Below are 26,276 nucleotides of genomic sequence, written 5' to 3' on the forward strand. Positions count from 1 at the left end.
CGTGCTAGACCGTCATGCCCCGCAACAGCTTGGGCAAGTCACCCGATTCACCGCGTGCTTCCGCCATGAAGCGGTCCTTGAGCGGCGGGATCGCGTTGACCGCGCTGATGCCGAAACGACGTACGGCACTGGCCGTCTTGCCGGGGAGGCCGAACAGGCGGGTGAGCGTGTCGGTGGCGGCCGCGGTCATGAACGTGTCGAGCCCGCGCCAGCGCTGGTAGCGGGCGAGCAAGGCAGCGTCGCCGAGGTCAAGGCCGAGCCGCTTGCCCTCGACGAGCACTTCGGCGAGCGTCGCGACGTCGCGGAAGCCTAAGTTGAGCCCTTGTCCGGCGATCGGGTGGATGCCGTGGCCGGCGTCGCCGACCAATGCGAGCCGCGTGTCGGTGATCCGCGCAGCGTGGTGGAAGCCGAGCGGATAGGACGCGCGCGGCGTCGCCATCGACAGCTTGCCGAGGAAGCCGCCCATGCTCTTCTCGGCTTCAGCGAGGAACGCTCGGTCGCCGAGTTTCAGCATGCCGGGGGCGTTCTTCGCGTCGACCGTCCAGACGATCGCCGAGCGGTGGCCGTCGGCATCATCCGGCAGCGGAAGCAGCGCGAACGGGCCGCTCGCGTAGAAGATCTCGTACGCGACGTCCTCGTGCGAGCGTTCGTGGTGGAACGCGGCGATGATCGCGGCGTGCTCGTACGACCAGCGGGCGATCGTGATCCCGGCGGCCTCGCGCGTCGGCGAGTTGCGACCCTCCGCGGCGATCAACAGCGGCGCGCGAATGACGTCGCCCGAGTCCAGCGTGGCGGTGACGCCCGATTCGGCACGGTCGACCGTCGTCGCGCGCGTCTGCATGCGGAGATCGACATGCGGCGCGGCGGTCGCGGCGTCGAACAGCGTGCGGCGGAGCAGCTTGTTCTCGTACATCGTGCCGAGCGCGCCATCGTCTGCGGCGGGGACGAAATCGAGCGCGCCGGGTTCGAGGCCATCGCTGACGCGGATCTGGCGGATCGCACACCCTTGTCCCGCCAATGTCGCGCCAATGCCGATCGCATCGAGCATGCGGTGGCTCGCGCTCGCGACTGCCGAGGCGCGGCCGTCGAAGCCGGGCGCCAGAGTCACCGCGGGGTCGGCGGGGTCGATCACGATCGTCGAGATGCCGTGCACGTCGAGCGCCACGGCGAGCGTCGCACCGACCAGCCCGCCACCGAGGATGATTACATCTGTGTCCATGATCGCGCTTTATCCCGGTAGCCGGTCGCTGCCAACGACGTTCCCGACGCGCTTTAACCCGTGTTGCAGCGCGGTTATCTTGACGTTGACGCTGCCGGGGACGATGCATTTCTCTATTGTAGAGAATCTGGAGAATACGGGTCATGGCCAGCCGCGCGCAGCCAGCCTTGTGGCGTGAGACGGTGAAGGCGGGTGCCGTCCGCAGCGGCGCGCTGATCGCCGCGATCGCGTTGTTCGTCGGCACGCTGCTGATGGCGCTGGCGTTGGCGAGCTATCACCCGAGCGACCCCGCGCTGAACACCGCGTCGGGCGGCGACCCCGCCAATCTGGTCGGGCCGCCGGGTGCATGGTTCGCCGACATCGCGCTCACGCTGTTCGGGCCGGCGGTCGCGCTGTTGCTCCCGATCGGACCGATTCTCGGGATGCGACTGTGGCGTGACGCGCCGCTCGGGCATTGGGTGCGGATGGTGCGCGGCGCGGCGATCGGCGTCGCGCTGATGGCGAGCGCGCTGGCGTTCGTGTCCGGCACGTCGGTGCTGGCGCTACCCGCCGGATGGGGCGGCGTGATCGGCCTGTCGGTGTCCAGCGCGGTGCACTGGGCGTTGAGCTTCATCAGCCAACCGGTCGCCGAACTCTGGTCCGCGCGCGCAATCGGGCTGGTCGCCGCGATCGCCGGCGCGATCGTCTGGGGCAAGAGCATCGAGATCGATCTCGGCGAGCGCAAATGGCGCCTTCCCCGTCGCAATCGGACCGAGGCGCTCGGCTATGACGGCTTTGCGGAGATCGACGAGGACGACGACGAGCCGCTAACGTTGACCCGGAAACCGGTCGAGCCGCGTGCCGTCGCCGAGCCCGACCCGCGTCCCGCTCCCGTCATCGCGGATCGCCAGAACGCGCCGTCGCAGGCCAAGCCCAAGGAGCGCCAGTCGTCGCTCGATCTGCGCGACAATTTCACGCTGCCGAGCCTCGACCTGCTGACGCCCTCACCGCCGAGCCAGGGCAACGTGATCGACAAGGCGGGGCTGGAGCGCAACGCCCGGCTGTTGGAGAACGTGCTCGACGATTTCCACGTGAAGGGATCGATCATCGAGGTCCGGCCGGGGCCGGTCGTGACGATGTACGAACTCGAGCCAGCACCCGGCATCAAGGCGAGCCGCGTGATCGCGCTGGCCGACGACATCGCGCGCAACATGTCGGCGATCTCCGCGCGCGTCGCGGTGATCCCGGGGCGCAACGTGATCGGCATCGAGCTGCCGAATGCGCGGCGCGAGGCGGTTAGTCTGCACGAACTCGTCGGCAGCCAGACGTTCGAGGACCAGTCGGCGCAGTTGCCGATCATCCTCGGCAAGAACATCGCGGGCGATTCGGTTATCGCCGATCTCGCGCCGATGCCGCATCTGCTGGTCGCGGGGACGACCGGCTCGGGCAAGTCGGTCGGCCTGAACAGCATGATCCTATCGCTGCTCTACAAGCTGACGCCGAACCAGTGCCGGATGATCATGATCGATCCGAAGATGCTCGAGCTCAGCATGTACGACGACATTCCGCACCTGTTGTCACCGGTCGTGACCGATCCCGCCAAGGCAGTGCGCGCGCTGAAATGGGCGGTCGAGACGATGGAGGATCGCTATCGCCAGATGTCCTCCGTGGGCGTGCGCAGCCTCGCCGGCTTCAACGACAAGGTGCGCGGTGCGAAGGCCAAGGGGCAGCCGCTCGGGCGGAAGGTCCAGACCGGCTATCACCCCGATACCGGCGCGCCGATGTACGAGGAGGAGAAGCTCGAATACGACGTCCTGCCGCAGATCGTGGTGATCGTCGACGAGCTCGCCGACCTGATGATGACCGCGGGCAAGGAGGTCGAATTCCTTATCCAGCGGCTCGCGCAGAAGGCCCGCGCGGCGGGCATCCACCTGATCATGGCGACGCAGCGGCCGTCGGTCGACGTCATCACCGGCGTCATCAAGGCTAATTTGCCGACCCGGATCAGCTTTCACGTGACGTCGAAGATCGATTCGCGCACCATTCTCGGTGAACAGGGCGCAGAGCAGCTGCTCGGCAAGGGCGACATGCTCTACATGCCCGGCGGCAAGGGCATCGTGCGTGTCCACGGGCCGTTCGTGACCGATGACGAAGTGCGGCTGGTGGCGGATCACTGGCGCTCGCAAGGGCTGCCCGATTACATCTCCTCCGTCACTGAGGAGCCCGAGGAGAGCTTCGCGCTGGAGGGCTCGCCGACCGGTGAGGATTCGGCGGAGGACCAGCAATATCGCCAGGCGATCCAGCTGGTCTGCGAGTCGCAGAAGGCGTCGACCTCGTGGCTCCAGCGCCAGTTGCGGATCGGCTACAACTCGGCTGCGCGGTTGATCGAGCGGATGGAGAAGGACGGCATCGTAGGTCGCCCGGATCACGTCGGCCGCCGCGAAGTGCTGCGTGATACCGAGGGGCATGCGATCTAGCGTCGGATTCGATCCTCCCCCGCCAGGGGGAGGTGGCACCGAAGGTGACGGAGGGGGAGGGCACGGAGCAGAGGTGGTCGCGTGCCTCCCCCTCCGTCTGGCAAGTGCCAGCCACCTCCCCCTGGCGTGGGAGGATTCCTGGAGTCCCTTTGGCCTGTCGAGGGTTTCAGACTGTGAAGGCCCGGTATACGAGGTTGATACAAGTTACGAAAAACAGGTGGGCGTGATGGGGTATCGGCGGTTTTGTGCAGCGACAGCGTTGGCGCTCGCCCTAACCGGTCAGGTCTCCGCGCAGGACACCGCCAAGCAGACCCCCGGCAGCAGCGCGACCGACACGCAGCACCGCCCGCGCTCCGGCGTGCGCCGTGACAGCGATCTGTCGCCCTCCGCGCTGACCGCCGATACGCAGCGCACCCCGCCGCCCGGCCTGTTCGCCGACTGGTTCGACATCCGCAAACGCTTGGCCGATCGCGGCATCGGCCTCAGCGCGCGCTATGCCTCGGAAAGCGCATATAATTTTTCCGGCGGCGACCGGAAGCTGCTGCGTGAAACCGGCCAGTTCGACGTCGGCGTGCTCCTCGATCTCGACAAGGTCGTCGGCCTCAGGGGCGGTGCGTTCCAGGCGACCGTCACCTACCGCCGTGGCCGCGATCTGGGTGCGGACGCCAATCTCGGCGTGCTGCAACAGGTCCAGGAAGTGTACGGCCGCGGGCAGACCGTCCGCCTCACGCAATTCTGGTACGAGCAGATGCTCGGCGAAAAGCTCGAACTGAAGATCGGCCGGACCAATCCGGGCGAGGATTTCGCGTCCTTCTCGTGCTATTTCCAGAACCTCAGCTTCTGCGGTGCGCCGCCGGGCAATCTGAACGGCGATTACTGGCAGAACTGGCCGGTCAGCCAATGGGGCGCGCGGCTGCGCTACGACGTCAACGATCACCTCACGCTGAAGACCGCCGCCTACGAAGTGAACCCGCGCAACCTCGATAACGACTTCGTGATCGGCCATTTCCACGGCGCGACCGGCGCTCTGATCCCGGTCGAGGCCGAATGGCGGCGCGGCGACGACGACGGCCGGGTCGGTGCATACAAGGTCGGCGGCTGGGTCAACACCTCGAACGGCGACGACGTATTCTACGACCTGAACCGCCGGCCGATCGCGATCACCGGACTCGAACCGCTCCGCCGCAGCGCGCGCTACGGGGTGTATCTAAACATCCAGCAACAGATCACCGGCACCTCGAAGGACGGCAAGTCGGTCACCGGACTCAGCGTGTTCCTCAACGCGACGCAGGCCGATCGCGCCACCTCGACCACCGACAACCAGATCGCCGCCGGGCTGTTCTACAAGGGGCTGGTGCCGTGGCGGCCGAACGACATCCTCGGCTTCGGCGTGGCGCGGACCAACGTGAACGGACGCGTGGCGAAGGGCCAGGAACTCGATCCGACGCGGCCCGCGGTGCAGGATGCCGAATACGCGTCGGAGATCTACTACAGCGTCCACCCCACCAAGTGGCTCGAGTTGCGTCCGAACGTACAGTTCATCCACAACCCCGGCGGCGTGCACGACGCGAACGACGTCGCGGTGCTCGGCCTGAAGGGCGCGATTACGCTGTAGTCCGCGCGCCCTGACGGAACCCGCCGAATTCAGTGGCGGTTCAAGCACGGGCGGGCAACGGTCGCGCCTTGAGGAGATTTCGATGTTCAATACCCGCCCCGCGGTGATCGCGACGATCGCCGCTTTGTCCGTCGCCGCCGTGCCCTCCCCGATCGCCGCGCAGGCGACTGGTGACCTCGCCGCCGTGCAGAAGCACCTGCAATCGGTCGAGACGATGACCGCGAATTTCTCGCAGGCGGATCGCAACGGCAAGGTGCTGACCGGCGTGCTGACGCTGAAGAAGCCCGGCAAGCTGCGGTTCCAGTACGAGAAGGGCGTGCCGATCCTGATCGTCGCGGAGGGCGGTGCGCTGACCTTCATCGATTATTCGGTGAAGCAGGTACAGCGCTGGCCGATCAAGAACTCGCCGCTGGGCGTGCTGCTCGATCCGACCCGCGACATCACGCGCTATGCCAAACTCGGCCCCGGCTATGACCAGCGGATCGTGTCGGTCGAGGCGAACGATCCGAAGCACCCGGAATATGGCCGGATCACGCTGGTGTTCGTCCGCAACGCGAGTGCGCCGGGCGGGCTGATGCTGCAGGGCTGGGTCGCGCTCGACAGCCAGAACAACCGCACGACGATCCGCCTGACCAACCAGAAGTTCGGCGAACCTGTCAGCGACAACAGCTTCCGCTGGAACGATCCGCGCCGCACGGGTGTAAGGAAATAACATAAAATTCGTGTCATTCATGCAAGCGACAGGTTCGGGCCCCTAGAGAGTGGCTCGCGGATGTGGGGCATTCGGGATTTTTCCCCCTGTTGCCCGGATGGTTTCCCCATTTCTTGCCTGCGTGACGAACGCTGAGTCGGCCCTCGCTCCATGCCCCCGGAGCGGGGGTCTTTCGCGTAGAGCGGCAAGAAGACTGCGTCTTCATGACTCGCTCAAGCGCGGCCGGCGGGCAAAGCCCGTCCGACGACAGCGGCTTTGCCGATGGCGCCTTCTGACTTCTCCCTTCTTCCGCTCCCCAGCAGCGTTCCTTGTCCCCACCCCCCCGCAACGCTACATCGCGCGGGTGAAGATCGTCTCCTGGAACATCAACTCGGTCCGTTTCCGGATCGCCATCGTCGAACAGTTTCTGCGCGACGAGCAGCCCGACATCCTGTGCCTGCAGGAGACCAAGGTCATCGACGGCGACTTCCCGTTGGAGGCATTCCGCGCGCTCGGCTACGAACATATCGTCCTGCACGGCCAGCGCATGCACCACGGCGTCGCGATCCTCAGCCGAGTCCCGATCGTCGAGGACGACCGCTTCGACTGGCAGGCGAACAGCGAGGCGCGCCACATCGGCGTCCGGCTAGAAAACGGCGTACGGCTCGAAAACGTCTACGTCCCCGCCGGCGGCGACGTCCCCAATCGCGAGGTGAACCCGAAGTTCGGTCAGAAGCTCGACTTCATCGACCGCATGACGACCTGGTCCGAAACGCTGCCAGGCCCAACCATCCTCGTCGGCGACTTCAACATCGCCCCGCTCGAATCCGACGTGTGGAGCCACAAGCAGTTGCTCGACGTCGTCAGCCACACCCCGATCGAGGTCGAGGCACTCGGCAAGTTGCAGGCGGCAGGCGACTGGGTCGATCTCGGCCGCCATTTCCACCCCGCCCCCGCGCGCCTGTTCACTTGGTGGAGCTACCGCGCGAAGGATTGGGCCGCGTCGGACCGCGGTCGCCGGCTCGATCACATGTGGGCAACCGGTGCCGCCGCCGAAGCCGCGGTGTCGCATCACGTCTACGAACGCTGCCGAAGCTGGCTGAAGCCGTCCGACCACGTCCCGATCATGACCGAGTTCGCGTTTTGACCAACCCCCGCGCCGCCGCCCGCGCGGTCGATGCGCTCAGGCGCGGCTGGCCGATCGCGATCGACGGGCTAGTCCTGCTCGCGGTCGAGACGGCGGATGCAGAGCGGTTGGCAGCGTTCGATCCCGACGCGAATGGCGGCGTCCTGATCTCGTCGGGTCGCGCGGCAACGTTGAAGCTCGCGAACCAGCTCGCAGCCGCGGATCCGACCGAGCCCGTACTCGTCGATCGCGCCCCCTGGATCGACTTCGCCGCCGCGACCGCGCTGGCCGATCCACAGTTCGACCTAGCCACCCCCCTCAAGGGTCCGTTCCAGACGCTCCCGCTCGCCGATACGGACGCGGCGGCAGCTGCCTTGCGACTTGCCCGGATCGCGGGATTGCTGCCGGCGTTCTTCCTCGGCACGGGCGAACCCGAGGTCCGCATCGCCCGCGCGGACATCGACGCACACGAAGACGCGAACCGACTGACACTCGCGGCGCGCGCACGCCTCCCCGTCGAGGGCGCGGAGGATGCGGAGATCGTCGCGTTTCGCAGCCCCGAGAGCGCGGACGAGCATATCGCACTGCTGATCGGCCAGCCCAATGGTCAGCCGCCGTTGGTCCGCCTCCACAGCGAGTGCCTGACGGGCGACGTGCTCGGCAGCCTCAAATGCGATTGCGGGCCGCAGCTGCACGCCGCGATCCACGCGATCCAGCATGGCGGCTGGGGTATCCTGCTGTATCTGCGCCAGGAAGGCCGCGGCATCGGCCTCGTCAACAAGCTGCGTGCGTATGCGTTGCAGGACCAGGGCTTCGATACAGTCGATGCAAACACGCGGCTCGGGTTCGCGGTCGATGCGCGCGATTTCGGGGTGGCGGCGCGGATGCTGACGCTGCTCGGCCAGCGCGAAATTCGGCTGCTGACCAACAACCCCGCCAAGGTCGCCGGACTCGAAGCGGCGGGCGTGACGGTGATCGAACGCGTGCCGCATTTCCTCCCGTCGAACCCGCACAACGCGCAGTATCTCGCGACCAAGCGCGACCGCACGGGTCATCAGTTCTGACCGAAATTCCTCCCTCACGGCGCCTGATCGTGGTGTTCGGCGCGGCCGTTCGTCCCGACGGCAGCCCGAGCCCCACCCTTGCCCGCCGCATCGCGTTCGCAGCGGCGGCGGCGGCGCGCTATGTCGATGCGGACCTGTTCTGCTCGGGCGCGAAGGGGACGCATGGACCTTCGGAAGCGTCGGTGATGGCGGATGTACTGGCGGAAACGGTCGACCGGTCGCGGATCCATCTCGACGAGGCGAGCGTGGATACGCTGCAGAGCGTCGTCGCGGCGACCGCGTTCGCGCGCGCGGGCCACTATGCGCAGTGCATGATCTGTACCGACGGCTACCACCAGCCCCGCATCCGGATGCTGTTCGCGATGCTCGGCATGCCCGCAAGCGCGATTCACGTGCCGCATGGGGGGAGCCGGCGGTACCAGCTCAAGATGCGATCGCGGGAAGCGGCGGCGATTCCGTATGATCTGGTCGCGGGGATCGGTGCGATCTGGCGAGGTAAGCGGGCGGGCTAAGCGACCATCGCCTCCACGCTGGTCGAGCGGAGCACCCTTGCCCGTCGTCCAGTTTGTTTCCCCGCGAAGGCGGGGACCCAGACTGGGCTCCCGCCTTCGCGGGAGAACAAGGAGGCAGGAGACTCCCAGGCTCCGATCAAATGCTTCCAACCAACCGGGTCACGTCGGCGAAGCTCTCCGCCAGCGCATCGACACCGATCGCCTTAAGCCGAGCACCATGCTCGGCATTGCAATGCGACCCCGCCGACAAGCCGATGACGTAGCCGCCTGACGCCACCGCGCCGGTCGCGCCGACAGGAGAATCTTCAAGGATCGCCGTCCGCGCGATATCGACCCCAAGCTGACGCGCGCCGAACAGATACAGATCAGGCGCCGGCTTGCCGTTCGTCACATGCTCACGCCCGCTATAGAGATGGTCGCCGAACGCATCGCGCAAGCCGATATGCTCGAGGTGCCGCGCGATCCAGCTAACCGGGCTCGACGAAACGATCGCCTTGGGCAGGTCGGCAGGGAGCGAGCGGACGAACGCCACCGCACCCTCGATCGCGTCGACGCCAGCCGCCATCACGCGCGCGTCCTCGGCCTTGCGCGCGGCGTAGAACTCTTCGGGCAAGGGCCGGTCGATCCAGCGCTCGATCGCGTCGATAAACTGCGGCCCGGCGAGCCCCATGAAGTTCGCCATCGAATCTTCAGCGCTAGTCGGGTGGCCCGCGGCAGTGAGCCATTCGGCAATGTGGCGGTTACCAACGGCTTCGCTGTCGATCAGCACGCCGTCGAAGTCGAACAGCAGCGCGTCGAACCGAACCGGTATGCTCATGCGCCCGTCCCCCGAGCGCCGAACAACGCGCTGCCGATCCGGACATGAGTCGCGCCGATCGTCACCGCGGTCTCGAAATCGTCGGACATGCCCATGCTCAGCCCGGTCAGCCCGTGATCGCGCGCGAGCTTTGCCAGCAGAGCGAAATACGGCGCCGGCTCGATGTCCGCGGGCGGCAGGCACATCAGTCCCGCGATCGGCAGGCCGGCGGCGCGCGCTTGCTCCACCAGCGCAGGCAGGTCCGCGATCGCGCAGCCGCCCTTTTGCGGTTCGTCGCCGATGTTGACCTGGAGGAAACAGTCCGGCCGACGATCGCTCGCCTCCATCGCCTTCCCCAGCGCGGTGACCAGCGACGGGCGATCGACCGCATGGATGCAGTCGAACAACGCCACCGCCTCGGCCGCCTTGTTCGATTGAAGCTGCCCGATCAGGTGCAGTTCGACGTTGGGATACGCCGCACGCAATGCCGGCCATTTCTCCGACGCTTCCTGAACGCGGTTCTCGCCGAACACGCGCTGGCCCTCGACGAGCAACGGCTCGATCGCCTCGACCGGGTGCGTCTTGGAGACCGCGATCAGCGTCACGTCGTCCGCGCGGCGATCGGCGATCTCGGCGGCCTTGGCGATCCGGGTGCGGATGGCCTGCAATTTGGTGGTGTCGTCAGCAATCATGCGGCGCGCTATAGGCAGCGGCGTGGCCCGTCGTAACCCCATTCCCGCGCGCTGGCTGATGACGGACGAACGGATGGGCGACGCCATGTGGCGTGCGCTCAGGCAGTTGCCGCCGGGATCGGGCGTGGTGTTTCGACATTATGCCACGCCCGAGCGAGAACGGCGGGCATTGCTGCGGCGGGTGAAGCACATCGCACAGTCGCGCCGGCTAGTCGTTGTAGTGGCCGGAAAGTCTACGATCGCGGCTGACGGTGTACATGGTCAGACCCAGACTCACGGGATCAGAACCTGGCCAGCGCATTCGAGAAGCGAGGGGTTGGCTGGCAAGCGCGCCGGAGCTGATGCCCTGTTCGTGTCGCCGATCCACGTTACTCGGTCGCACGACGGCGCCGCGGGGATCGGTCCAGCGCGGGCCATGCGGATCGGACGAGGACTCGGGATACCAATGATCGCACTAGGCGGAATGACCGAGTTGCACTGGCGGCGCATCCAGCGTTTCGGTTTCCACGGCTGGGCCGCGATCGATGCGTGGATCCGTTAGCTGCTGAGGCCATTCCCTCTCAGATAAAACGTAACGTTAGCGGCTAAGCGAGAACGAACACCCGTCGCTTACCCTACCCCCGTCATCCCGGCAAAAGCTGGGATGTCACACTGGGGCCCACGTCAACCGTATCGAGGAATACCCCAGTTTTCGCTGGGGCGACGGTGAAGGGTAGGCTGTACCGAACTCTGTCCCTGACAGAAAAAGGCGACCCAGCAAGGTCTCCCGACCGTTCAAAAACTCCAGCAAAGTACCACTTTGCTGGACGCCTAGAAGCGGAAGGCGGTGCCCAGATACACGGCCTGGCTGTCGCGACGGTCGTCATCGACCTTCACGAAGCGCTCGCGGTCCGACCGATACCGCACGCCGGCCGTCACCGCGAGGCTACGCGTCAGAGCGTAGGACCCGCCAAGATCGACCGAATAGCTCGGCGCTTCCTCGACGAGGTGCGGCGCGCTCGACAGCGGACGGTCCGCCACGGCCTTCACGGTGCCGCTGAACTTCTTCGCGCTATAGCTCACCGCAAGGTCAGCCGCCTCACGCCCACCCGGCATCACGCCGAGATCGAGCTTGTTCACGTCACCCGAAATCGCGAACCGCTTCCAGCCCACCGACATGCCGAGGTTGTAGGCGATCGGCGCCATACCGACGGTCGGCGTGGTCGAAGCGAGGCTGGCCGTGTTCGCGACACCGCGGTTGGTCTGCGCACGGACCGCGACGGTCACCGCGCGGTTGTCCTGCCGCGTTTCGGCGGGCGTGAACTTGAAGCTGCCGGCGTCGAAGCCACCGCGCGCGAACATCGCGGCAAGGCGGGGGTCGGCAGCGGCCGGCGTGAACGATCCGATACCGCGAACCGCGGCGACGTTATGCTTGGCGATCCGGGCGGGCTGTTCGCTGGCGCCGAAGGCAGGCGCGACGATTGCGGCGGTGGCGACAAGCGCCCCGGCAACCACCCCAACTATTCCCCCACGCGTCATCACAACGAATCTGTCCTTCGAATCCCGTAATCGGATCCTGTTAAACCGCATCTAACATGAATTGATCCACAGCAAAGGCCGCAGAACCGCCCATTCCCACCCTTCGTCGCCGAATTGTCGGACAGTGTTGCAATCAGCACACAGCTCGACGCGATAGCGCTACCGAATCGGCTGCTCTCCCAGTCGGGCCAGCCCCCCGCGCATACGCTCGTCGCGCATGCGGGCGTCTGCTTGCGGGCACGCGGGCTCGCCTGTAGAGCAAGGGCTGATTTTCTTGCCAGGATGATGCCCATGTTCCGCCGCTCGCGTATCGCAGTCGTGCTGTTTGCCCTGCCCCTCGTCGCTTGCGGCGGCGGATCGGCGCGTCCCAAGGCGGATCTCGCCGCGTCGAAGATCACGACGATCGGCGTGAACAGCTACCTCTGGCGCGCGAGCCTCGACACGCTCGGCTTCATGCCGTTGCTCCAGACCGACTCCAATGGCGGCGTGATCGTCACCGACTGGTACATCAATCCGCAGACCCCGACCGAACGCATGAAGGTCACCGTCTCGATCCTCGACCAGGATCTGCGCGCCGATGCGCTGCGCGTCGCTGCCCTCCGCGAAGTCAACCGCAACGGCCAGTGGGTGTCGTCGCCGGTCCAGGCCGCGACCACGCAGAAGCTTGAGGACATCATCCTGACCAAGGCCCGCGACCTGCGCCGCGCCTCGATCGCGGGCTGAGGACGACATAATGGCGTCGCGTTTCAATGCGTTGAAGGCGGACGCGGCGTGGCAGAAGGTCTGGGACGAGCGCAAGACGTTCGCCGCCGACGATCGGTCGACCAAGCCGCGTTCGTACGTGCTCGAGATGTTCCCCTATCCGTCGGGGCGCATCCACATGGGGCATGTCCGGAACTACACGATGGGCGACGTGCTCGCGCGGTTCCGTCGGATGAAGGGCATGGAAGTGCTCCATCCGATGGGCTGGGACGCGTTCGGTATGCCCGCCGAGAACGCGGCGATGGAAAAGGGCGTGCATCCGGGCAACTGGACGCGCGCCAACATCGCGACGATGAAGGCGCAGCTGAAGCGGCTCGGCTTCGCGCTCGACTGGACGCGCGAACTGGCGACGTGCGAGCCTGAATATTATGGCCACGAGCAGGCGCTGTTCCTCGACCTGTTCGCGGCGGGCTTGGTCTATCGCAAGGAATCGGCGGTCAACTGGGATCCGGTCGACATGACCGTGCTCGCCAACGAGCAGGTGATCGACGGTCGCGGCTGGCGCTCTGGCGCGCTGGTCGAGCGGCGGAAGCTGTCGCAGTGGTTCCTGAAGATCACCGACTTCGCCGACGAGCTGGTCGACGGGCTGGGTGCGCTCGAGCACTGGCCCGACAAGGTCAAGCTGATGCAGGAGAACTGGATCGGCCGCAGCCAGGGGCTGCAGTTCAAGTTCCAACTCCTCCCCGGCACGGGGAGGGGGACCGCCGGCGAAGCCGGGGGTGGAGGGGGCACGCCACATACGGCAGCGCCCGTTGACAGCCCCCTCCCCCATCCTGCGGATGGTCCCCCTCCCCGTTCCGGGGAGGAATTCGTCGAGGTCTTCACCACCCGCCCCGACACGATGTTCGGATCGAGCTTCGTCGCGGTCGCCGCGGATCACCCGATCGCCCGCGCGATCGCCGAGACGAACCCCGACGCCGCCGCCTTCATCGAACTCTGCAAGCGTGGCGGCACGACCGCGGCCGAACTCGACACGCAGGAAAAGCTCGGCTTCGACACCGGCATTCGCGCGGTGCATCCGCTCGACAAGACGTGGGACCTCCCCGTCTACATCGCGAACTTCGTGCTGATGGAATACGGCACCGGCGCGGTGTTCGGCGTCCCGGCGCACGACCAGCGCGATCTCGATTTCGCGCGCAAATACGACCTGCCCGTCAAGCGCGTCGTCAGCGAAGGCGATGACGAGGCCCCCGTGTTCGTCGGCGACACCGCCTGGACCGGCGCGGGCACCATCGTGAACTCGCACTTTCTCGATGGCATGGACATCGAGGACGCCAAGCGCGTCGTGATCGAGCGCGCCGAGGGCGAAGGCTGGGGCAAGGGCACGACCGTGTTCCGCCTGCGCGACTGGGGCGTCAGCCGCCAGCGTTACTGGGGCACGCCGATCCCGATCATTCACTGCGACGCATGCGGCGCGGTGCCGGTGCCCAAGGACCAGCTGCCGATCGTGCTGCCCGAGGACGTCAGCTTCGACATCCCCGGCAACCCGCTCGATCGCCATCCGACCTGGAAGCACGTCCCCTGCCCGTCCTGCGCAGGCCCTGCGCGGCGCGAGACCGATACGCTCGACACGTTCGTCGATTCGTCGTGGTATTTCATCCGCTTCGCCAGCCAGCCGGACGCGAAGCCGTTCGACCGGTCGGGCGCGGAGAAGTGGCTGCCGGTCAACCAGTACATCGGCGGCGTCGAGCATGCGATCCTGCACCTGCTTTATGCCCGCTTCTGGACACGCGCGCTGAAGCATATCGGCATGCTCGACATCGCCGAGCCGTTCGCCGGCCTGTTCACGCAAGGCATGGTCACGCACGAGACCTATAGCCGAGGCGATGCCGGCGACGCGCAGCCGGAGGCCGACACCGACGACGACGATTCGAGCGACGCGCCGGTAAAGACGAAGTGGCTGTCTCCCGATGAGGTCCGCAAGACCGATGCAGGGTATATCGAGATCGCGACCGGCGGGCCCGTGACGGTCGGTCGCGTGACGAAGATGTCGAAGTCGAAGAAGAACACCGTCGATCCCGAGCCGATCGTCGACCAGTATGGCGCCGACGCGGTGCGCTGGTTCGTGCTCTCCGACTCGCCCCCCGAGCGCGATCTCCCGTGGAGCGAATCCGGCATCGAAGGCGCGTGGCGGTTCGTCCAGCGTCTCTGGCGCCTGATCGAGTCCGACGATTCCGCTAAGGCCGAGGGCGACGACATCGCCTTGCGCAAACTCTGCCACCGCACGACCGTCGGTATCGAGAGCGATATCAACGCCTTGCAGTTCAACAAGGCGGTTGCGCGGCTCTATTCGCTGTGTAGCGCGATCGAGAAGGCAGCGCCCTCCGCCGACCGCGAACAGGCGATCCGCACGTTGCTGCTGCTGGTCAGCCCGATGGTCCCGCACGTCGCCGAGGAAGCTTGGGCGACCGCCGGCAATGACGGCCTGATCGCCGACGCCGCCTGGCCGATCGTCGATCCGGCGATGCTGGTCGACGACGAAGTCACGATCGCGGTGCAGGTCAACGGCAAGCTGCGCGACACGCTTGTCTTCCCCAAGGGCGCACCGAACGACGAGGTCGAAGCCGCCGCGCTCGCTTCCGAAAAAATCGTCCGCCTGCTCGAGGGCAAGCCGCCCCGGAAAGTGATCGTCGTGCCCGACCGTCTCGTGAACATCGTCGCATGAAGCGCCTAGCGATCCTCGGCGCGTTGGCGCTCGCTCCCGCACTGTCCGGCTGCGGCCTGCATCCGCTCTATGCAGGCGGCAGCAGCGGTCCGGTCGCGGGCGCGCTCGGCCAGGTCGAGATCGCACCGATCGCGGGCAAGAACGGCTGGCTGATGGCCACCGCGCTGCGCGACCGCCTGCCCTCGAACGGCGCACCGGCGCTCTACCGGATCGACATCCGCCTCGACGACACGATCAGCGGCCTCGGCGTGCGCACCGACGACAGTGTCTCGCGCGAACGCCGCACGTTGCGCGCGCGCTATCAACTCGTGCGGATCGGCGACAACTCGGTGTTGCTCGACGCGACCGCGGGCTCGGACGCCGGCATCGACGTCGTCCGTTCCGAATATGCGACGATCGCGGCGGAGAACACTGCGCTCGAACGCCTGTCACAGATCGTCGCCGACCAGATCGTCGCGCGCGTTGCGCTGTACGCACGCAACACGCCTGCGGTCGCCGCGGCGCAGGCCACTCCGCCCGCCAAGTGAAGGCCAGCGCCGGCCAGATCCGCGGTGCGCTGGCCAAACCGGGCGGCGACATCCGCCTGTACCTGCTCCATGGCCCCGACGAGGCCGGCGCCAGCGATCTCGCCCGCGTGCTGGCCAAGGCGATGGGCGCGGACGCCGAACGCGTCGATCTCGACGGCTCGACGCTCAAGAGCGACCCCGGCCGGCTGACCGACGAAGCCGCGTCGCTATCCTTGTTCGCCGGTGCCCGGTTCGTCCGCGTCACCTCGGCCGGCGAGGAAAGCCTCGAAGCCTTCACCAACCTCCTGGCGGCCGAACGCGTCGGCAACCCCGTCGTCGCCATCGCCCCCACCGTCAAATCCACCGCCAAGATCGTCAAGCTCGCGATCGACTCGCCGCGCGCGATGGCGTTCGCCTGCTACGCCCCGACCGCGCAGGACGCCGAACGCCTTGCGACGACGATCGCCAACGAGAACGGTCTACGCCCCGCCCCCGGCGTCGCCCGCCGCCTGGTCGATACCACTGGCGGCGACCGCGCCGTCATTTCGCGAGAGATCGAGAAGCTTGCGTTGTATCTCGACGCCGCCCCCGACCGCCCCGCGGACCTCGATCACCACGCACTCGATGCCGTCGGCGCAGACCTCGGCGATGCTGAAATGAGCCGTGCGATCGACGCCGTCATCGAGGGCCGGGTCGACGATCTCGGCGCCGAACTCGCGGTGTTCGAGGAAGCCGGCACGTCGCCGATCCCCTGGCTCCGCCAACTCGTCCGCCGCCTGATCGCGCTCGCCGACATGCGCGGCGAAATCGACCGCGGCGAAGCGGTCGACGCGGTGATGAAACGCCACAGGGTGTTCTTCAAGGAAGAGGCCAGCACGGCTAGGTCGTTGCGCCGCTGGTCGCCGGTAATGCTCGCCACCGCGATCCAGCGCGTCCGGACCGCCGAGCGGGCGATCATGGCATCGGGGAATGCTGGCGGGGTAGTCGCGGAGGCGGCGGTGGTGGCGCTATCCCAAGCGATCGCCCGGCGAAACTAACGCGCACCCGCGTCTGCCTCTGCCTCCGCTTGCGCTTGCGCTTCCCTCTTCCCGCCCCCCACCTTCGGTCATCCCGGCGCACGCCGGGACCCATGGACGCGGGACGTTGGCTCATGAAGCGGACCGCAACCGTGGGTCCCGGCTTCCGCCGGGATGACGGAGATTGTGGTCCATCCTCCACCCTTCACGCCCTCCTATCCCCCTCCCCCGTTCGTCCTGAGCGAAGTCGAAGGATGGTCCGGTACGCAGGTGCTTCGACTTCGCTCAGCACGAACGGGCGGGGTGCGATTGGTTCAGCGTGTCCCGCGTGATTAGATCGCCCCACCAGTAAGCCGCTGGCAAACCATATCGAGCTGGTCCAACGTCGAGTAATTCAACGTCAACGTCCCCCCAGTCTCGGTATGCGCCACCCGGACCTGCAACCCCAGCAAGTCCGCCAACTGCCGCTCCAACGCCGCGATATCCGCATCCGGCACCCGAGGCTCGGACGACCCACCACCGCCACGACTCCGCCCAGGCTTTGCATCCCGCGCCAGCTTCTCGGTCTCGCGCACCGACAGCCCCCGTGCCACCACCTGGTCCGCCAGCGACTCCACATCGGGCGAACCCAGCAACGCCCGAGCATGCCCCATCGACAGCGATCCATCGACTACCTGCGATTGCACCTGCGCCGGCAACTCCAACAACCGCAACAGATTAGCGACATGACTGCGCGACTTGTGGACGATCTTGGCGAGCACCTCCTGCGTATGCCCATACTCGCCCGCCAGCCGCTGATACGCTTGAGCCTCTTCGATCGCGTTGAGATCCTCGCGCTGGATGTTCTCGATCAGCGCGATCTCGAGCGTCTCGGCGTCGTCGAGGTCGCGGACGACGACCGGCACCTCGTGCAGCCGCGCGCGCTGGGCTGCCCGCCAGCGCCGCTCGCCCGCGACGATCTGATAGTCATGCCCATGCGGCCGCACGACGATCGGCTGGATCAGCCCGCGCGACGCGATCGACGCGGCGAGTTCGTCGAGCATCGCCTCGTCGAAATGACGCCGCGGCTGATCGGGATGCGGCGACAGCGAACTAACCGGCAGCATCCGCACACCCGACGATTGCTGCGCCGCACCATCGGCCGACACCGGCGTCTCGCGCGCCATCTCGCCGAGCAGCGCGTTCAGGCCCCTGCCCAGCCCCGGCCGGCCGCGTTTGTTACCGTCGCTCATGCCGCAACCTGCGCAGTTGCCGGAAGCCGGCCGATCAGCTCACGCGCGAGCGCGATATACGCCTGCGACCCCGAGCAGCGATGATCGTAGATCAGCGCGGGTAACCCGTGGCTCGGCGCCTCCGAGAGCCGCACGTTGCGCGGGATCACCGTCTCGAACACCACTTTCCCCAACACGGCGCGAACATCCGCCGAGACCTGGTCGGTCAACCGGTTACGCCGATCGAACATCGTCAGCGCAACCCCAAGGATCGACAGCCCAGGATTGAACCGCTGGCGGATCCGCTCGACCGTACTCAACAACTGCGACAACCCCTCAAGCGCGAAAAACTCGCACTGCAGCGGCACCAGCAGCGAGTCCGCCGCGACCATCGCGTTGATCGTCAGCAGCCCCAGCGACGGCGGGCAATCGATCAGCGCGATATCCCACGGTCCCTGCGCCGCCTTCACCGCGCGATCGAGCCGGTGCGTGCGCGCGTCGAAATCGACCAACTCGATCTCCGCGCCCGACAGGTCGACCGTCGCCGGGACGATATCGAGCCGCGGCACGCGCGTATGCACCACCGCGTCCTCGATCGACGTCTCGCCGACCAACACGTCATAGCTCGAGCGCTCGCGCTGCGAATGGCCGATGCCCAGTCCGGTCGACGCGTTGCCCTGCGGATCGAGATCGACCAGCAACACGCGCATGCCTGTGGCGGCCAACGCGGTCGCGAGGTTGATGGCGCTGGTGGTCTTACCCACCCCGCCCTTTTGATTGGCGACCGCGATGGTGATCATCGCGCGCTTACCCGATCCAGAACCACGATCGACGACTCCGGGTTCGTGACGCTTTGTTCCACGTGGAACATAAACCGCCAATGCTGCTTGAGCGCGGCCAGCTCCTCCTCGTCGAAACGCCCCCGAGGAAGCAACCACCGCGTCTCCGTTGTGGCGCAGTGCGCCGCGCCACGCAAAAGGTTTTGCAACGACGCGACCGCGCGAGCGGAAATGATCGAAGCGTCGGCCGTGGCATTCTCCACCTTCGATGCATGAACGCGGACCTGTTCTCCGAGCCCGAGCCGAGCGACACACAACTGGAGAAAGTCCGCGCGACGACGACGAGGTTCGACCAGATCGACCGGCCCCTCGCGAACCAGCGCGACGACCATACCGGGAAACCCCCCGCCAGTACCGATATCGAGCCACCGCTTCGCCGACGTATCCGCCCCTGCAAGCGCGATGAGCTGGAGCGAATCCACCACGTGCCGATCCCAGATCGTCGGGATCGTCGACGGTGCGATCAGATTCTGATGCGGCGCTTCCTCGACGACCATCGCCACGAACGCGTTCAAGCGCTCGGTAGCCTCCGCCCCGAACCGCTCGGTCGTCCAGCTCTGCGCTTCGTCTTCGGTCATGCTGGCACTCGTTTCGTATGCAATAATACCGCGGACAAAGCCGCCGGGGTGATCCCCCGCACCCGCGCCGCCGCAGCCAGCGACGTCGGCCGCGCTGCGCTCAAACGATCGATCATCTCGTTCGAAAGGCCCGGCACGCGATCATAGGCAAGATCCTCCGGCAAACGGATCGCCTCGTCGGCCCGCAACCGCGCGACCTCCTGCGCCTGCCGCTCGATATAGGGAGCGTAGCGCGCGTCCTCTAACACTTCGTCAACGACCGCCGTAGGGATGCCGACCGCCGCATCCGGTGCGACATGCGAGAGCGTCACGCCCTCAAACCGAAGCCAGTCGAACGCAGTCCGCCGCGCACCATCCCGACCGATCGCAACACCCTGATCGCCCACATGGGTCGCAGTCCGCTCGCAGTCGAGTGCCGAGCGGAAACGAGCACGGTCCTCGGCCAGTGCATGCTGATGCGCCAGCCGCTCCAGTCCAAGACAGCCAGCCGCGTCCGCGATCCCGCCCAGCCGAGTCTCGGCATTGTCCGCGCGCAAAGACAGCCGGAACTCAGCGCGTGCGGTCAGCATCCGATATGGCTCGGTCACCCCTTGTAGCGTGAGGTCGTCGATCATCACCCCGAGATAGCTCGACGCGCGATCGAGGATCACGGGCGCCAGATCGCACGCATACGCTGCCGCGTTAAGCCCAGCGACAAGCCCCTGCCCTGCCGCTTCCTCATACCCGGTCGTGCCATTGATCTGCCCCGCGCAAAACACGCCCTCGATCGCACCCAGCGCCAACCGCGTATCGAGCGCACGCGGATCGATATAATCATATTCGACCGCATAGCCGGGCATGGTCATCCTCACGCGCTCGAGCCCCGGAATGCTAGCCAGCATCGCCGCCTGAACCTCGACCGGCAGCGACGTCGACAGCCCGTTCGGATAGACCGTCGCATCATCGAGCCCCTCGGGTTCGAGGAAAACCTGGTGCCCGTCCCGGTCGCCGAACCGATGCACCTTGTCCTCGATCGACGGACAGTAACGCGGCCCCGCCGCCTCGATCGCACCGGTGAACAGCGGCGACCGGTGAAACGCATCGCGAATGATTGCGTGAGTCTCGTCAGCCGTGCGGGTAATGGCGCAGGCGACCTGCGGCAATGGACGCGCACGGGTCATTGGCGACATCGTCCAGGGATCAAGGTCCGACGGCTGCTCGGCAAGCGCGCCCCAGTCGATCGTGCGCCCATCGAGCCGTGGTGGCGTCCCGGTCTTCAGTCGCGCCATCGGCAAGTCCCGCGCGCGCAACTGGTCGGCGAGTGGCTTGGCCGCACGCTCGCCAATCCGGCCCCCTTCCTCGCGATCGTCACCCCGGAAGATACGCCCGCCCAGAAACGTCCCGGTCGCCAGCACAACCGCACGTGCCGCCACGATCGCGCCATCCGCCAGCACGACGCCAGCCACGCGATCACCGTCGAAGTGCAACGCCGTCGCCTCGCCCTCGACGATCGACAACCCTTCGGTAGCTGCCAGCATCGCCTGAATCGCACCGGAATAGAGACGCCGATCGGCCTGGATCCGAGGCCCCTGCACCGCCGATCCCTTGCTCCGATTGAGCATCCGATAGTGGATTGCGGCAGCATCGGCCGCGCGGCCGATCAGCCCGTCGAACGCGTCGACCTCGCGAACCATGTGCCCTTTACCGAGCCCACCGATCGCGGGATTACACGACATCGCGCCAATATGCGCAGCGTCGAACGACACGAGCGCAGTACGCGCGCCCCTCCGCGCCGCCGCGGATGCGGCTTCGGTTCCGGCATGGCCACCGCCAACCACCACTACATCGAACATGTTACGGCCGTAGAACGCCGCGACCGACGCGTCAAAGATGTTCCACGTGGAACATCACTTCCCGATGCAAAAACGTCCGAACAGCGCGTCGAGCATCTCCCCCGTCGCATCGAGCCCCAGCACGCCAGCAAGAATCGCGCGAGCCTGTCGAAGGTGTTCGGCGACGATAAGCGCGTCCAAGCTTCGATACCGAAGAGCCTCTACCGCCGCGGCGCACTGCCGGCGCTGGTGCTGCTTCAATGCGATCTCATCGCCACGCGGCAGCATCGCAATCGCTCGCCGATGCAGTTCACCCCAAAGGGCATCGAGCGATTCCCGGTCGTTCTGCGAGACCGCCAATGTCCGGCCAGCGGGCAGTTCCCCCCGCCCCGGCAGATCGGCGCGCGCATGAATCCAGATCGCATCCGCGCGGGGCGGCGCGGTATCGGCCAGCCACATCACGATGTCCGCCGCGGCGATCGCACCCTCCGCACGCGTGACACCGATCGCTTCGATCGGGTCGAGCGTGTCGATCAAGCCCGCGGTATCGGTCAGCACATAGGCGACACCCTTCCGCGTCACCGGCACATCGATCCGGTCGCGCGTCGTTCCCGAGATCGGCGAGACGATCGCCGCATCGCGCTCGCCGAGCAGGTTGAGCAACGTCGACTTGCCGCTGTTGGGTGGGCCGCCAATGACGACCCGCAGCCCATCCTTGAGCCGCTCGACCGGGGGGGCGTTGACCACTGCCTCGATCTGCGCCGCGAGCGCGTCGATCTCCGAGACGATCGCGTCGAACGCCGCGGTATCGCTCGCGACGTCGTCCTCGTCGGCGAAGTCGAGCATAGCCTCGACCCGCGCGGACAGCATCGCGACCGAGTCCATCCAGCCGCGAACCGCCTGGCTTACCCGACCTTCCGCCGCGGTCATTGCCGCGATACGCTGGCTCTCCGTCTCGGCTTCGAGAAGGTCGGCGAGCCCCTCCGCCTCGGTCAGGTCGATCCGCCCGTTGGTCAAAGCACGGCGCGTGAACTCCCCCGGCTCGGCATGACGAAGGCCGGGTATCACCGACAACGCACGCTCGACCGCCGCGATCACCGCGCGACCGCCATGGCAATGAAACTCGACCAGGTCTTCGCCGGTAGCCGTCCCCGGTCCGGGAAACACGATTATAAGCGCGCGATCTAGCAACGCCCCATCGGTGTCCCGCAGTCCCCGGAGGCTAGCGTGGCGCGGCGCCGGCAATGGTCCCGCCAGCATCTCGGCCGCAGCGAACGCCTGAGGCCCGCTCACGCGAACGACAGCGATCGCCGCTGGCGGTCGTCCGCTCGATACCGCGAAAATCGTCTTCACGGGAAACTCAGCCGCTTTTCGTCGCGCTGTCGAACAGGCGCTTCCACATCGCCATCCCCGCCTCGCCCATCGGCTGCCACCCACGCATCATCGACTCGAGCATTTCCGGCTTCATCTGGCCGTCGGGAATCGCCTCCATCATCATCGCGATATAGCGATCGTGGATCGGCGTCAGGTCGGGCAACCCGACCGCGCGACGCGCCTCTTCGGGCGTGCATTCGATCTCGATATTCATCTTCATGTGACGCACCCTCGATGACGCTTGAGCGGTCCATCGCGGCGCTGCATAGCACGAGAATGTATGCGCGCGATGCCGCCTCGATCGCAACGCCTATCGGTCTGGTCCGCGTGACCGGCACCGGGGACCGGATCGACGCGATCGATATCGGCGTGGGCCCGGGGTCTACCAGCGATGCCCCTGCGATCCTCGAAGCACTCCGCCAACTCGACGCGTATTTCGCCGGACGGCTGACCGAGTTCGACCTACCCCTCGCGCTCTCCCCCACCCCGCGCGGTACCGACCTCCGCCAGGCAATCGTCGACATCGCCTACGGCACCACGGCAAGCTACGGCGCATTGGCCAAGGCGATCGGCTCCAGCCCGCGCGCGATCGGCCAAGCCTGCGCACGCAATCCCTTTCCGATCATCGTCCCCTGCCACCGAATCCTTGGAGCCGGCGGAGCGCTTGGTGCGTACTCCGCGGGGGAAGGCCCGATCACCAAATCCCGGCTGCTCGACCACGAGCGGCCGTCAGGAGGACTGCTATGACGAACACTACCAAGATCGCCACGCTCGCGGGCGATGGCGAATTCACCGCGTATCGCGCGACTCCCGCAGGCACGCCAAAGGCCGCGATCGTCGTGATCCAGGAGATCTTCGGCGTGAACGCCGGGATCCGCCGCAAGTGCGACACGCTCGCCGAGGCCGGCTATCTCGCGATCGCCCCCGACCTGTTCTGGCGCCTCGAGCCCGGCATCGAACTCGATCCGGACATCAAGCCCGAGATGGACCGTGCGCTCGGACTGATGGGCCAGTTCGACCAGGACAAGGGCATCGCCGATATCGAGGCGACAATCCGTGCGGCCCGTGCCGAACTGGGCGACGACGCCAAGGTCGGCGTGGTCGGCTACTGCCTGGGCGGGCGCCTGGCGTTCATGACCGCGGCACGGACCGACGTAGATGCGAGCGTCGGCTATTACGGCGTCGGGATTGACGGCCTGCTCGGCGAAAAGCACGCGATCGCACACCCGGTGCTGCTGCACGTGCCGGAGGAGGATCACTTCGTCGACAAGGACGCGCAGGCGGCGATGCACGCCGGGCTCGACGATCACCCTAAGGTGACGATCTACGACTACGCGGGCGAGGACCACGGCTTCGCGACCGAGTTCGGCGAGCGCCGCTCGGATGCGTCGGCCAAGCTGGCGGACGAGCGGACGGCCAAGTTCTTCGCGGAGAATCTGGGCTAACCACGCCCTCCCCGTCCCCCCCGTTCCGGGGTGACGGGGTGCTGACGACAGACATGAAAAAGGCCTCGCCGGGCGATCCCGGCGAGGCCTTTTCCTTATCCCAACTGCCCCCGCGATCAGCGCAGCAGCGAGATGATCCCGAGCGTCTCGCCGGTGCCGACCCAGCCCTCGTAGATCATCTTCAGCGCGACCACGAGAATCACTGCGAGGCCGATATACGCGATCCAGCGATACTTGTTGATGACGCGCGCGATGTAGTTCGCCGCCAGACCCATCATCGCGACCGACAGCAGCAGGCCGATAACCAAGATGCCGGGATGCTCGCGCGCCGCGCCTGCGACGGCCAGAACGTTGTCGAGGCTCATCGAGACGTCGGCGACAGCGACGGCCCAGGCCGCGCTCGCAAAGCCCTTCGAGGAACGGATACCCGAACGCTCGTCGCCTTCAATTTCCTCGGAGCCCGCATTCTCCGCGCCCTCGCGGATTTCACGCCAGAACTTCCAGCTCACCCAGAGCAGCAACAGGCCGCCCGCGAAGATCAGCCCGACGATGCCCATCAGCCACGTCACGATCAACGCGAAGAAGATGCGCAGCACCAGCGCGGCGCCGATGCCGATCAGGATGACCTTCTTGCGCTGGTCGGCGGGGAGACCGGCGGCGAGTGCGCCGACGACGATCGCGTTGTCGCCCGCGAGGACGAGGTCGATCATCAGGACCGATCCGAATGCGGCGAGCGCCTTCGGGTCGCCTAGGTTGGAAAAGTCGGCGACGATGTGCTGCCAGATTTCCAGCGGCGAGCCGGGGCCCGCGGTGCTCGATGCGGCGGCGGCCAGCATGGCGATAATACTCAAGATGTCAGCTCCCGGTGACGTGGCCACGCCGCGGGCGGAGTGGCGGTTTCATAGTGATTAATAGCAAAGCGGCACGCGAAAGCCATGCTCTCGCGTGCCGACTTGGTGTGCTTGGCAGACATGGGCAAAGCCCATGTCGTCGGTCGGGAGGCTCGCGCCCCCGCCGGCCGAACCGGTGCGAGTCCTGCTGCAGCTTGCAGCAGGCCGCACTCGGTTATTGATTCATGCTGTCGAAGAAATTCTCGTTGGTCTTCGAATCCTTCATCTTGTCGAGCAGGAACTCCATCGCGTCGATCGTGCCCATCTGCATCAGGATGCGGCGCAGGACCCACATCTTGCTGAGCTTGGCCTTGTCGACCAGCAGTTCTTCCTTGCGCGTGCCCGACTTGCCGACGTCCAGCGCCGGGAAGATGCGCTTGTCCGCGACCTTGCGATCGAGCACGATTTCCGAGTTGCCGGTGCCCTTGAACTCCTCGAAGATCACCTCGTCCATGCGGCTGCCGGTATCGATCAGCGCGGTCGCGATGATCGAGAGCGAACCACCCTCCTCGATGTTGCGCGCGGCGCCGAAGAAGCGCTTCGGACGCTGTAGCGCGTTCGCATCGACACCGCCGGTCAGGACCTTGCCCGACGACGGCACGACGGTGTTGTAGGCACGGCCGAGACGCGTGATCGAATCGAGCAGGATCACCACGTCCTTCTTGTGCTCGACCAGGCGCTTGGCCTTTTCGATCACCATTTCAGCGACTTGCACGTGGCGCTGCGCGGGTTCGTCGAAGGTCGAGCTGACCACCTCGCCCTTCACGCTGCGCTGCATGTCGGTGACTTCCTCAGGGCGCTCGTCGATCAGCAGGACGATCAGGAACACCTCGGGGTGGTTGTCGGTGATCGCCTTGGCCATGTTCTGCAACATGACCGTCTTGCCGACGCGCGGCGGTGCGACAATCAGCGTGCGCTGGCCCTTGCCCTGCGGCGAGACGATGTCGATCACCCGTGCCGACTTGTCCTTGACGGTCGGGTCGGCGGGATCGAGGGTCAGCTTGCTCTCGGGATAGAGCGGCGTGAGGTTGTCGAAATTGACGCGGTGACGGACGACGTCGGGGTCGTCGAAATTGACCGCGGTCAGCTTCACCAGCGAGAAATAGCGTTCGCCATCCTTCGGCCCGCGGATCTCGCCCTCGACCGTGTCACCGGTGCGCAGGCCGAACTTCCGCACCTGGTTCGGCGAGATGTAGATGTCGTCCGGGCCGGCCAGATAGTTCGATTCCGGCGAGCGCAGGAAACCGAAGCCATCGGGCAGCACTTCGATCGTGCCGAGCCCCATGATCTGGTCGCCATTGTCCGCCTGCACCTTCAGGATCGCGAACAGCAGGTCCTGCTTGCGCAGCGTCGAGGCGCTCTCGACCCCCAGTTCCTCGGCCAACTGGACCAGCTCGGCGGGTTTCTTTTTCTTCAGGTCTTTGAGATGCATGGGGATTTCCGGATAGCAATCAACGGGAGAACGCTCGGTCGGCGGTGCGCTTGGGAAG

25 protein-coding genes are annotated in these 26,276 nt (G+C 66.4%); 13 read left to right on the top strand and 12 right to left on the bottom strand.

The annotated features are described in order from the left end of the window. Positions 1-4 precede the first annotated feature (4 nt). Entirely contained in the window at positions 5-1,219 is a 1,215-nt protein-coding gene (locus AC1MH0_RS11445) for a UbiH/UbiF/VisC/COQ6 family ubiquinone biosynthesis hydroxylase (protein ID WP_480962876.1), read from the bottom strand. Between the two features lie 143 nt (positions 1,220-1,362). Here AC1MH0_RS11445 and AC1MH0_RS11450 point away from each other — a divergent pair, with 143 nt between their 5' ends. From AC1MH0_RS11450 to AC1MH0_RS11475, 6 genes are all read left to right on the top strand, one after another. Next, complete coding sequence (locus tag AC1MH0_RS11450) at positions 1,363-3,675, top strand: DNA translocase FtsK (RefSeq protein ID WP_480962877.1); 2,313 nt, start codon at positions 1,363-1,365, stop codon at positions 3,673-3,675. A 259-nt stretch (positions 3,676-3,934) separates the two neighbouring features. Next, positions 3,935-5,290, top strand: coding sequence for a carbohydrate porin (locus tag AC1MH0_RS11455; RefSeq protein ID WP_480962878.1), 1,356 nt, complete (start codon positions 3,935-3,937; stop codon positions 5,288-5,290). An 82-nt stretch (positions 5,291-5,372) separates the two neighbouring features. Beyond that, a complete protein-coding gene (locus AC1MH0_RS11460) occupies positions 5,373-6,002 on the top strand; it encodes a LolA family protein (RefSeq protein WP_480962879.1) in 630 nt (209 codons plus the stop codon). A gap of 343 nt (positions 6,003-6,345) precedes the next feature. Further along, a complete protein-coding gene (locus AC1MH0_RS11465; protein ID WP_056064788.1) occupies positions 6,346-7,128 on the top strand; it encodes an exodeoxyribonuclease III in 783 nt (260 codons plus the stop codon). Then, the gene (ribA, locus tag AC1MH0_RS11470; protein WP_480962880.1) at positions 7,125-8,171 is read left to right on the top strand and encodes a GTP cyclohydrolase II; all 1,047 of its coding nucleotides are present in this window, start codon (positions 7,125-7,127) and stop codon (positions 8,169-8,171) included. The genes AC1MH0_RS11465 and ribA overlap by 4 nt, the downstream gene beginning before the upstream one ends. Positions 8,172-8,200: 29 nt before the next feature. Then, positions 8,201-8,683: a YdcF family protein gene (locus AC1MH0_RS11475; protein ID WP_480962881.1), complete on the top strand. Its 483-nt coding sequence runs from the start codon at positions 8,201-8,203 to the stop codon at positions 8,681-8,683. A gap of 136 nt (positions 8,684-8,819) precedes the next feature. Here AC1MH0_RS11475 and AC1MH0_RS11480 read toward each other — a convergent pair whose 3' ends face one another. Together AC1MH0_RS11480 and AC1MH0_RS11485 are read right to left on the bottom strand one after the other, a co-directional pair. Then, positions 8,820-9,500 (bottom strand): HAD family hydrolase, encoded by a 681-nt coding sequence (locus tag AC1MH0_RS11480; RefSeq protein WP_480962882.1) that lies wholly within the window; start codon positions 9,498-9,500, stop codon positions 8,820-8,822. Then, a complete protein-coding gene (locus tag AC1MH0_RS11485; RefSeq protein ID WP_480962883.1) occupies positions 9,497-10,171 on the bottom strand; it encodes a YggS family pyridoxal phosphate-dependent enzyme in 675 nt (224 codons plus the stop codon). Before AC1MH0_RS11485 ends, AC1MH0_RS11480 begins: the two co-directional genes overlap by 4 nt. Positions 10,172-10,193: 22 nt before the next feature. On the opposite strand from AC1MH0_RS11485, the gene AC1MH0_RS11490 reads away from it, so the two are divergent. After that, on the top strand, positions 10,194-10,712 hold the full coding sequence (locus AC1MH0_RS11490) for a thiamine phosphate synthase (RefSeq protein WP_480962884.1): 519 nt from the start codon (positions 10,194-10,196) through the stop codon (positions 10,710-10,712). 269 nt (positions 10,713-10,981) lie between these two features. Here the strand turns inward: AC1MH0_RS11490 and AC1MH0_RS11495 are convergent, their stop codons facing one another. Further along, a complete protein-coding gene (locus AC1MH0_RS11495) occupies positions 10,982-11,689 on the bottom strand; it encodes a hypothetical protein (RefSeq protein ID WP_480962885.1) in 708 nt (235 codons plus the stop codon). A gap of 291 nt (positions 11,690-11,980) precedes the next feature. Here AC1MH0_RS11495 and AC1MH0_RS11500 point away from each other — a divergent pair, with 291 nt between their 5' ends. Genes AC1MH0_RS11500 through holA form a run of 4 tightly spaced genes read left to right on the top strand, consistent with a single transcriptional unit; the run spans position 11,981 to position 16,659 of the window. Further along, a complete protein-coding gene (locus AC1MH0_RS11500; RefSeq protein WP_056053843.1) occupies positions 11,981-12,412 on the top strand; it encodes a DUF3576 domain-containing protein in 432 nt (143 codons plus the stop codon). Between the two features lie 10 nt (positions 12,413-12,422). Further along, entirely contained in the window at positions 12,423-15,116 is a 2,694-nt protein-coding gene (leuS, locus tag AC1MH0_RS11505; protein WP_480962886.1) for a leucine--tRNA ligase, read from the top strand. Then, complete coding sequence (gene lptE, locus AC1MH0_RS11510) at positions 15,113-15,643, top strand: LPS assembly lipoprotein LptE (RefSeq protein ID WP_480962887.1); 531 nt, start codon at positions 15,113-15,115, stop codon at positions 15,641-15,643. Before leuS ends, lptE begins: the two co-directional genes overlap by 4 nt. Continuing rightward, complete coding sequence (gene holA, locus AC1MH0_RS11515; RefSeq protein WP_480962888.1) at positions 15,640-16,659, top strand: DNA polymerase III subunit delta; 1,020 nt, start codon at positions 15,640-15,642, stop codon at positions 16,657-16,659. The genes lptE and holA overlap by 4 nt, the downstream gene beginning before the upstream one ends. A 311-nt stretch (positions 16,660-16,970) precedes the next feature. Here holA and AC1MH0_RS11520 read toward each other — a convergent pair whose 3' ends face one another. Genes AC1MH0_RS11520 through AC1MH0_RS11545 form a run of 6 tightly spaced genes read right to left on the bottom strand, consistent with a single transcriptional unit; the run spans position 16,971 to position 22,671 of the window. After that, complete coding sequence (locus AC1MH0_RS11520) at positions 16,971-17,870, bottom strand: ParB/RepB/Spo0J family partition protein (protein ID WP_480962889.1); 900 nt, start codon at positions 17,868-17,870, stop codon at positions 16,971-16,973. Then, on the bottom strand, positions 17,867-18,649 hold the full coding sequence (locus tag AC1MH0_RS11525; RefSeq protein WP_056064325.1) for a ParA family protein: 783 nt from the start codon (positions 18,647-18,649) through the stop codon (positions 17,867-17,869). The genes AC1MH0_RS11520 and AC1MH0_RS11525 overlap by 4 nt, the downstream gene beginning before the upstream one ends. Continuing rightward, complete coding sequence (gene rsmG, locus AC1MH0_RS11530; protein ID WP_480962890.1) at positions 18,646-19,266, bottom strand: 16S rRNA (guanine(527)-N(7))-methyltransferase RsmG; 621 nt, start codon at positions 19,264-19,266, stop codon at positions 18,646-18,648. The genes AC1MH0_RS11525 and rsmG overlap by 4 nt, the downstream gene beginning before the upstream one ends. Further along, on the bottom strand, positions 19,263-21,098 hold the full coding sequence (mnmG, locus tag AC1MH0_RS11535) for a tRNA uridine-5-carboxymethylaminomethyl(34) synthesis enzyme MnmG (RefSeq protein WP_480962891.1): 1,836 nt from the start codon (positions 21,096-21,098) through the stop codon (positions 19,263-19,265). Before mnmG ends, rsmG begins: the two co-directional genes overlap by 4 nt. A gap of 54 nt (positions 21,099-21,152) precedes the next feature. Then, positions 21,153-22,430 (bottom strand): tRNA uridine-5-carboxymethylaminomethyl(34) synthesis GTPase MnmE, encoded by a 1,278-nt coding sequence (mnmE, locus tag AC1MH0_RS11540; protein ID WP_480962892.1) that lies wholly within the window; start codon positions 22,428-22,430, stop codon positions 21,153-21,155. 7 nt (positions 22,431-22,437) lie between these two features. After that, positions 22,438-22,671, bottom strand: a complete 234-nt coding sequence (locus tag AC1MH0_RS11545) for a DUF6489 family protein (protein ID WP_056053820.1) — start codon at positions 22,669-22,671, stop codon at positions 22,438-22,440. A gap of 56 nt (positions 22,672-22,727) precedes the next feature. On the opposite strand from AC1MH0_RS11545, the gene AC1MH0_RS11550 reads away from it, so the two are divergent. Together AC1MH0_RS11550 and AC1MH0_RS11555 are read left to right on the top strand one after the other, a co-directional pair. Then, positions 22,728-23,198, top strand: coding sequence for a methylated-DNA--[protein]-cysteine S-methyltransferase (locus AC1MH0_RS11550; RefSeq protein ID WP_480962893.1), 471 nt, complete (start codon positions 22,728-22,730; stop codon positions 23,196-23,198). Continuing rightward, the gene (locus AC1MH0_RS11555) at positions 23,195-23,896 is read left to right on the top strand and encodes a dienelactone hydrolase family protein (RefSeq protein WP_480962894.1); all 702 of its coding nucleotides are present in this window, start codon (positions 23,195-23,197) and stop codon (positions 23,894-23,896) included. The genes AC1MH0_RS11550 and AC1MH0_RS11555 overlap by 4 nt, the downstream gene beginning before the upstream one ends. Before the next feature lie 116 nt (positions 23,897-24,012). Here AC1MH0_RS11555 and AC1MH0_RS11560 read toward each other — a convergent pair whose 3' ends face one another. Then, positions 24,013-24,732: a TerC family protein gene (locus AC1MH0_RS11560; protein ID WP_333924278.1), complete on the bottom strand. Its 720-nt coding sequence runs from the start codon at positions 24,730-24,732 to the stop codon at positions 24,013-24,015. Between the two features lie 229 nt (positions 24,733-24,961). Continuing rightward, positions 24,962-26,218 carry a transcription termination factor Rho gene (rho, locus tag AC1MH0_RS11565; RefSeq protein WP_031395107.1) on the bottom strand — a complete coding sequence of 419 codons (1,257 nt, stop codon included), beginning with the start codon at positions 26,216-26,218 and terminating at the stop codon, positions 24,962-24,964. Positions 26,219-26,276 lie beyond the last annotated feature (58 nt).

The organism is Sphingomonas sp. AP28 (genome assembly GCF_056680455.1).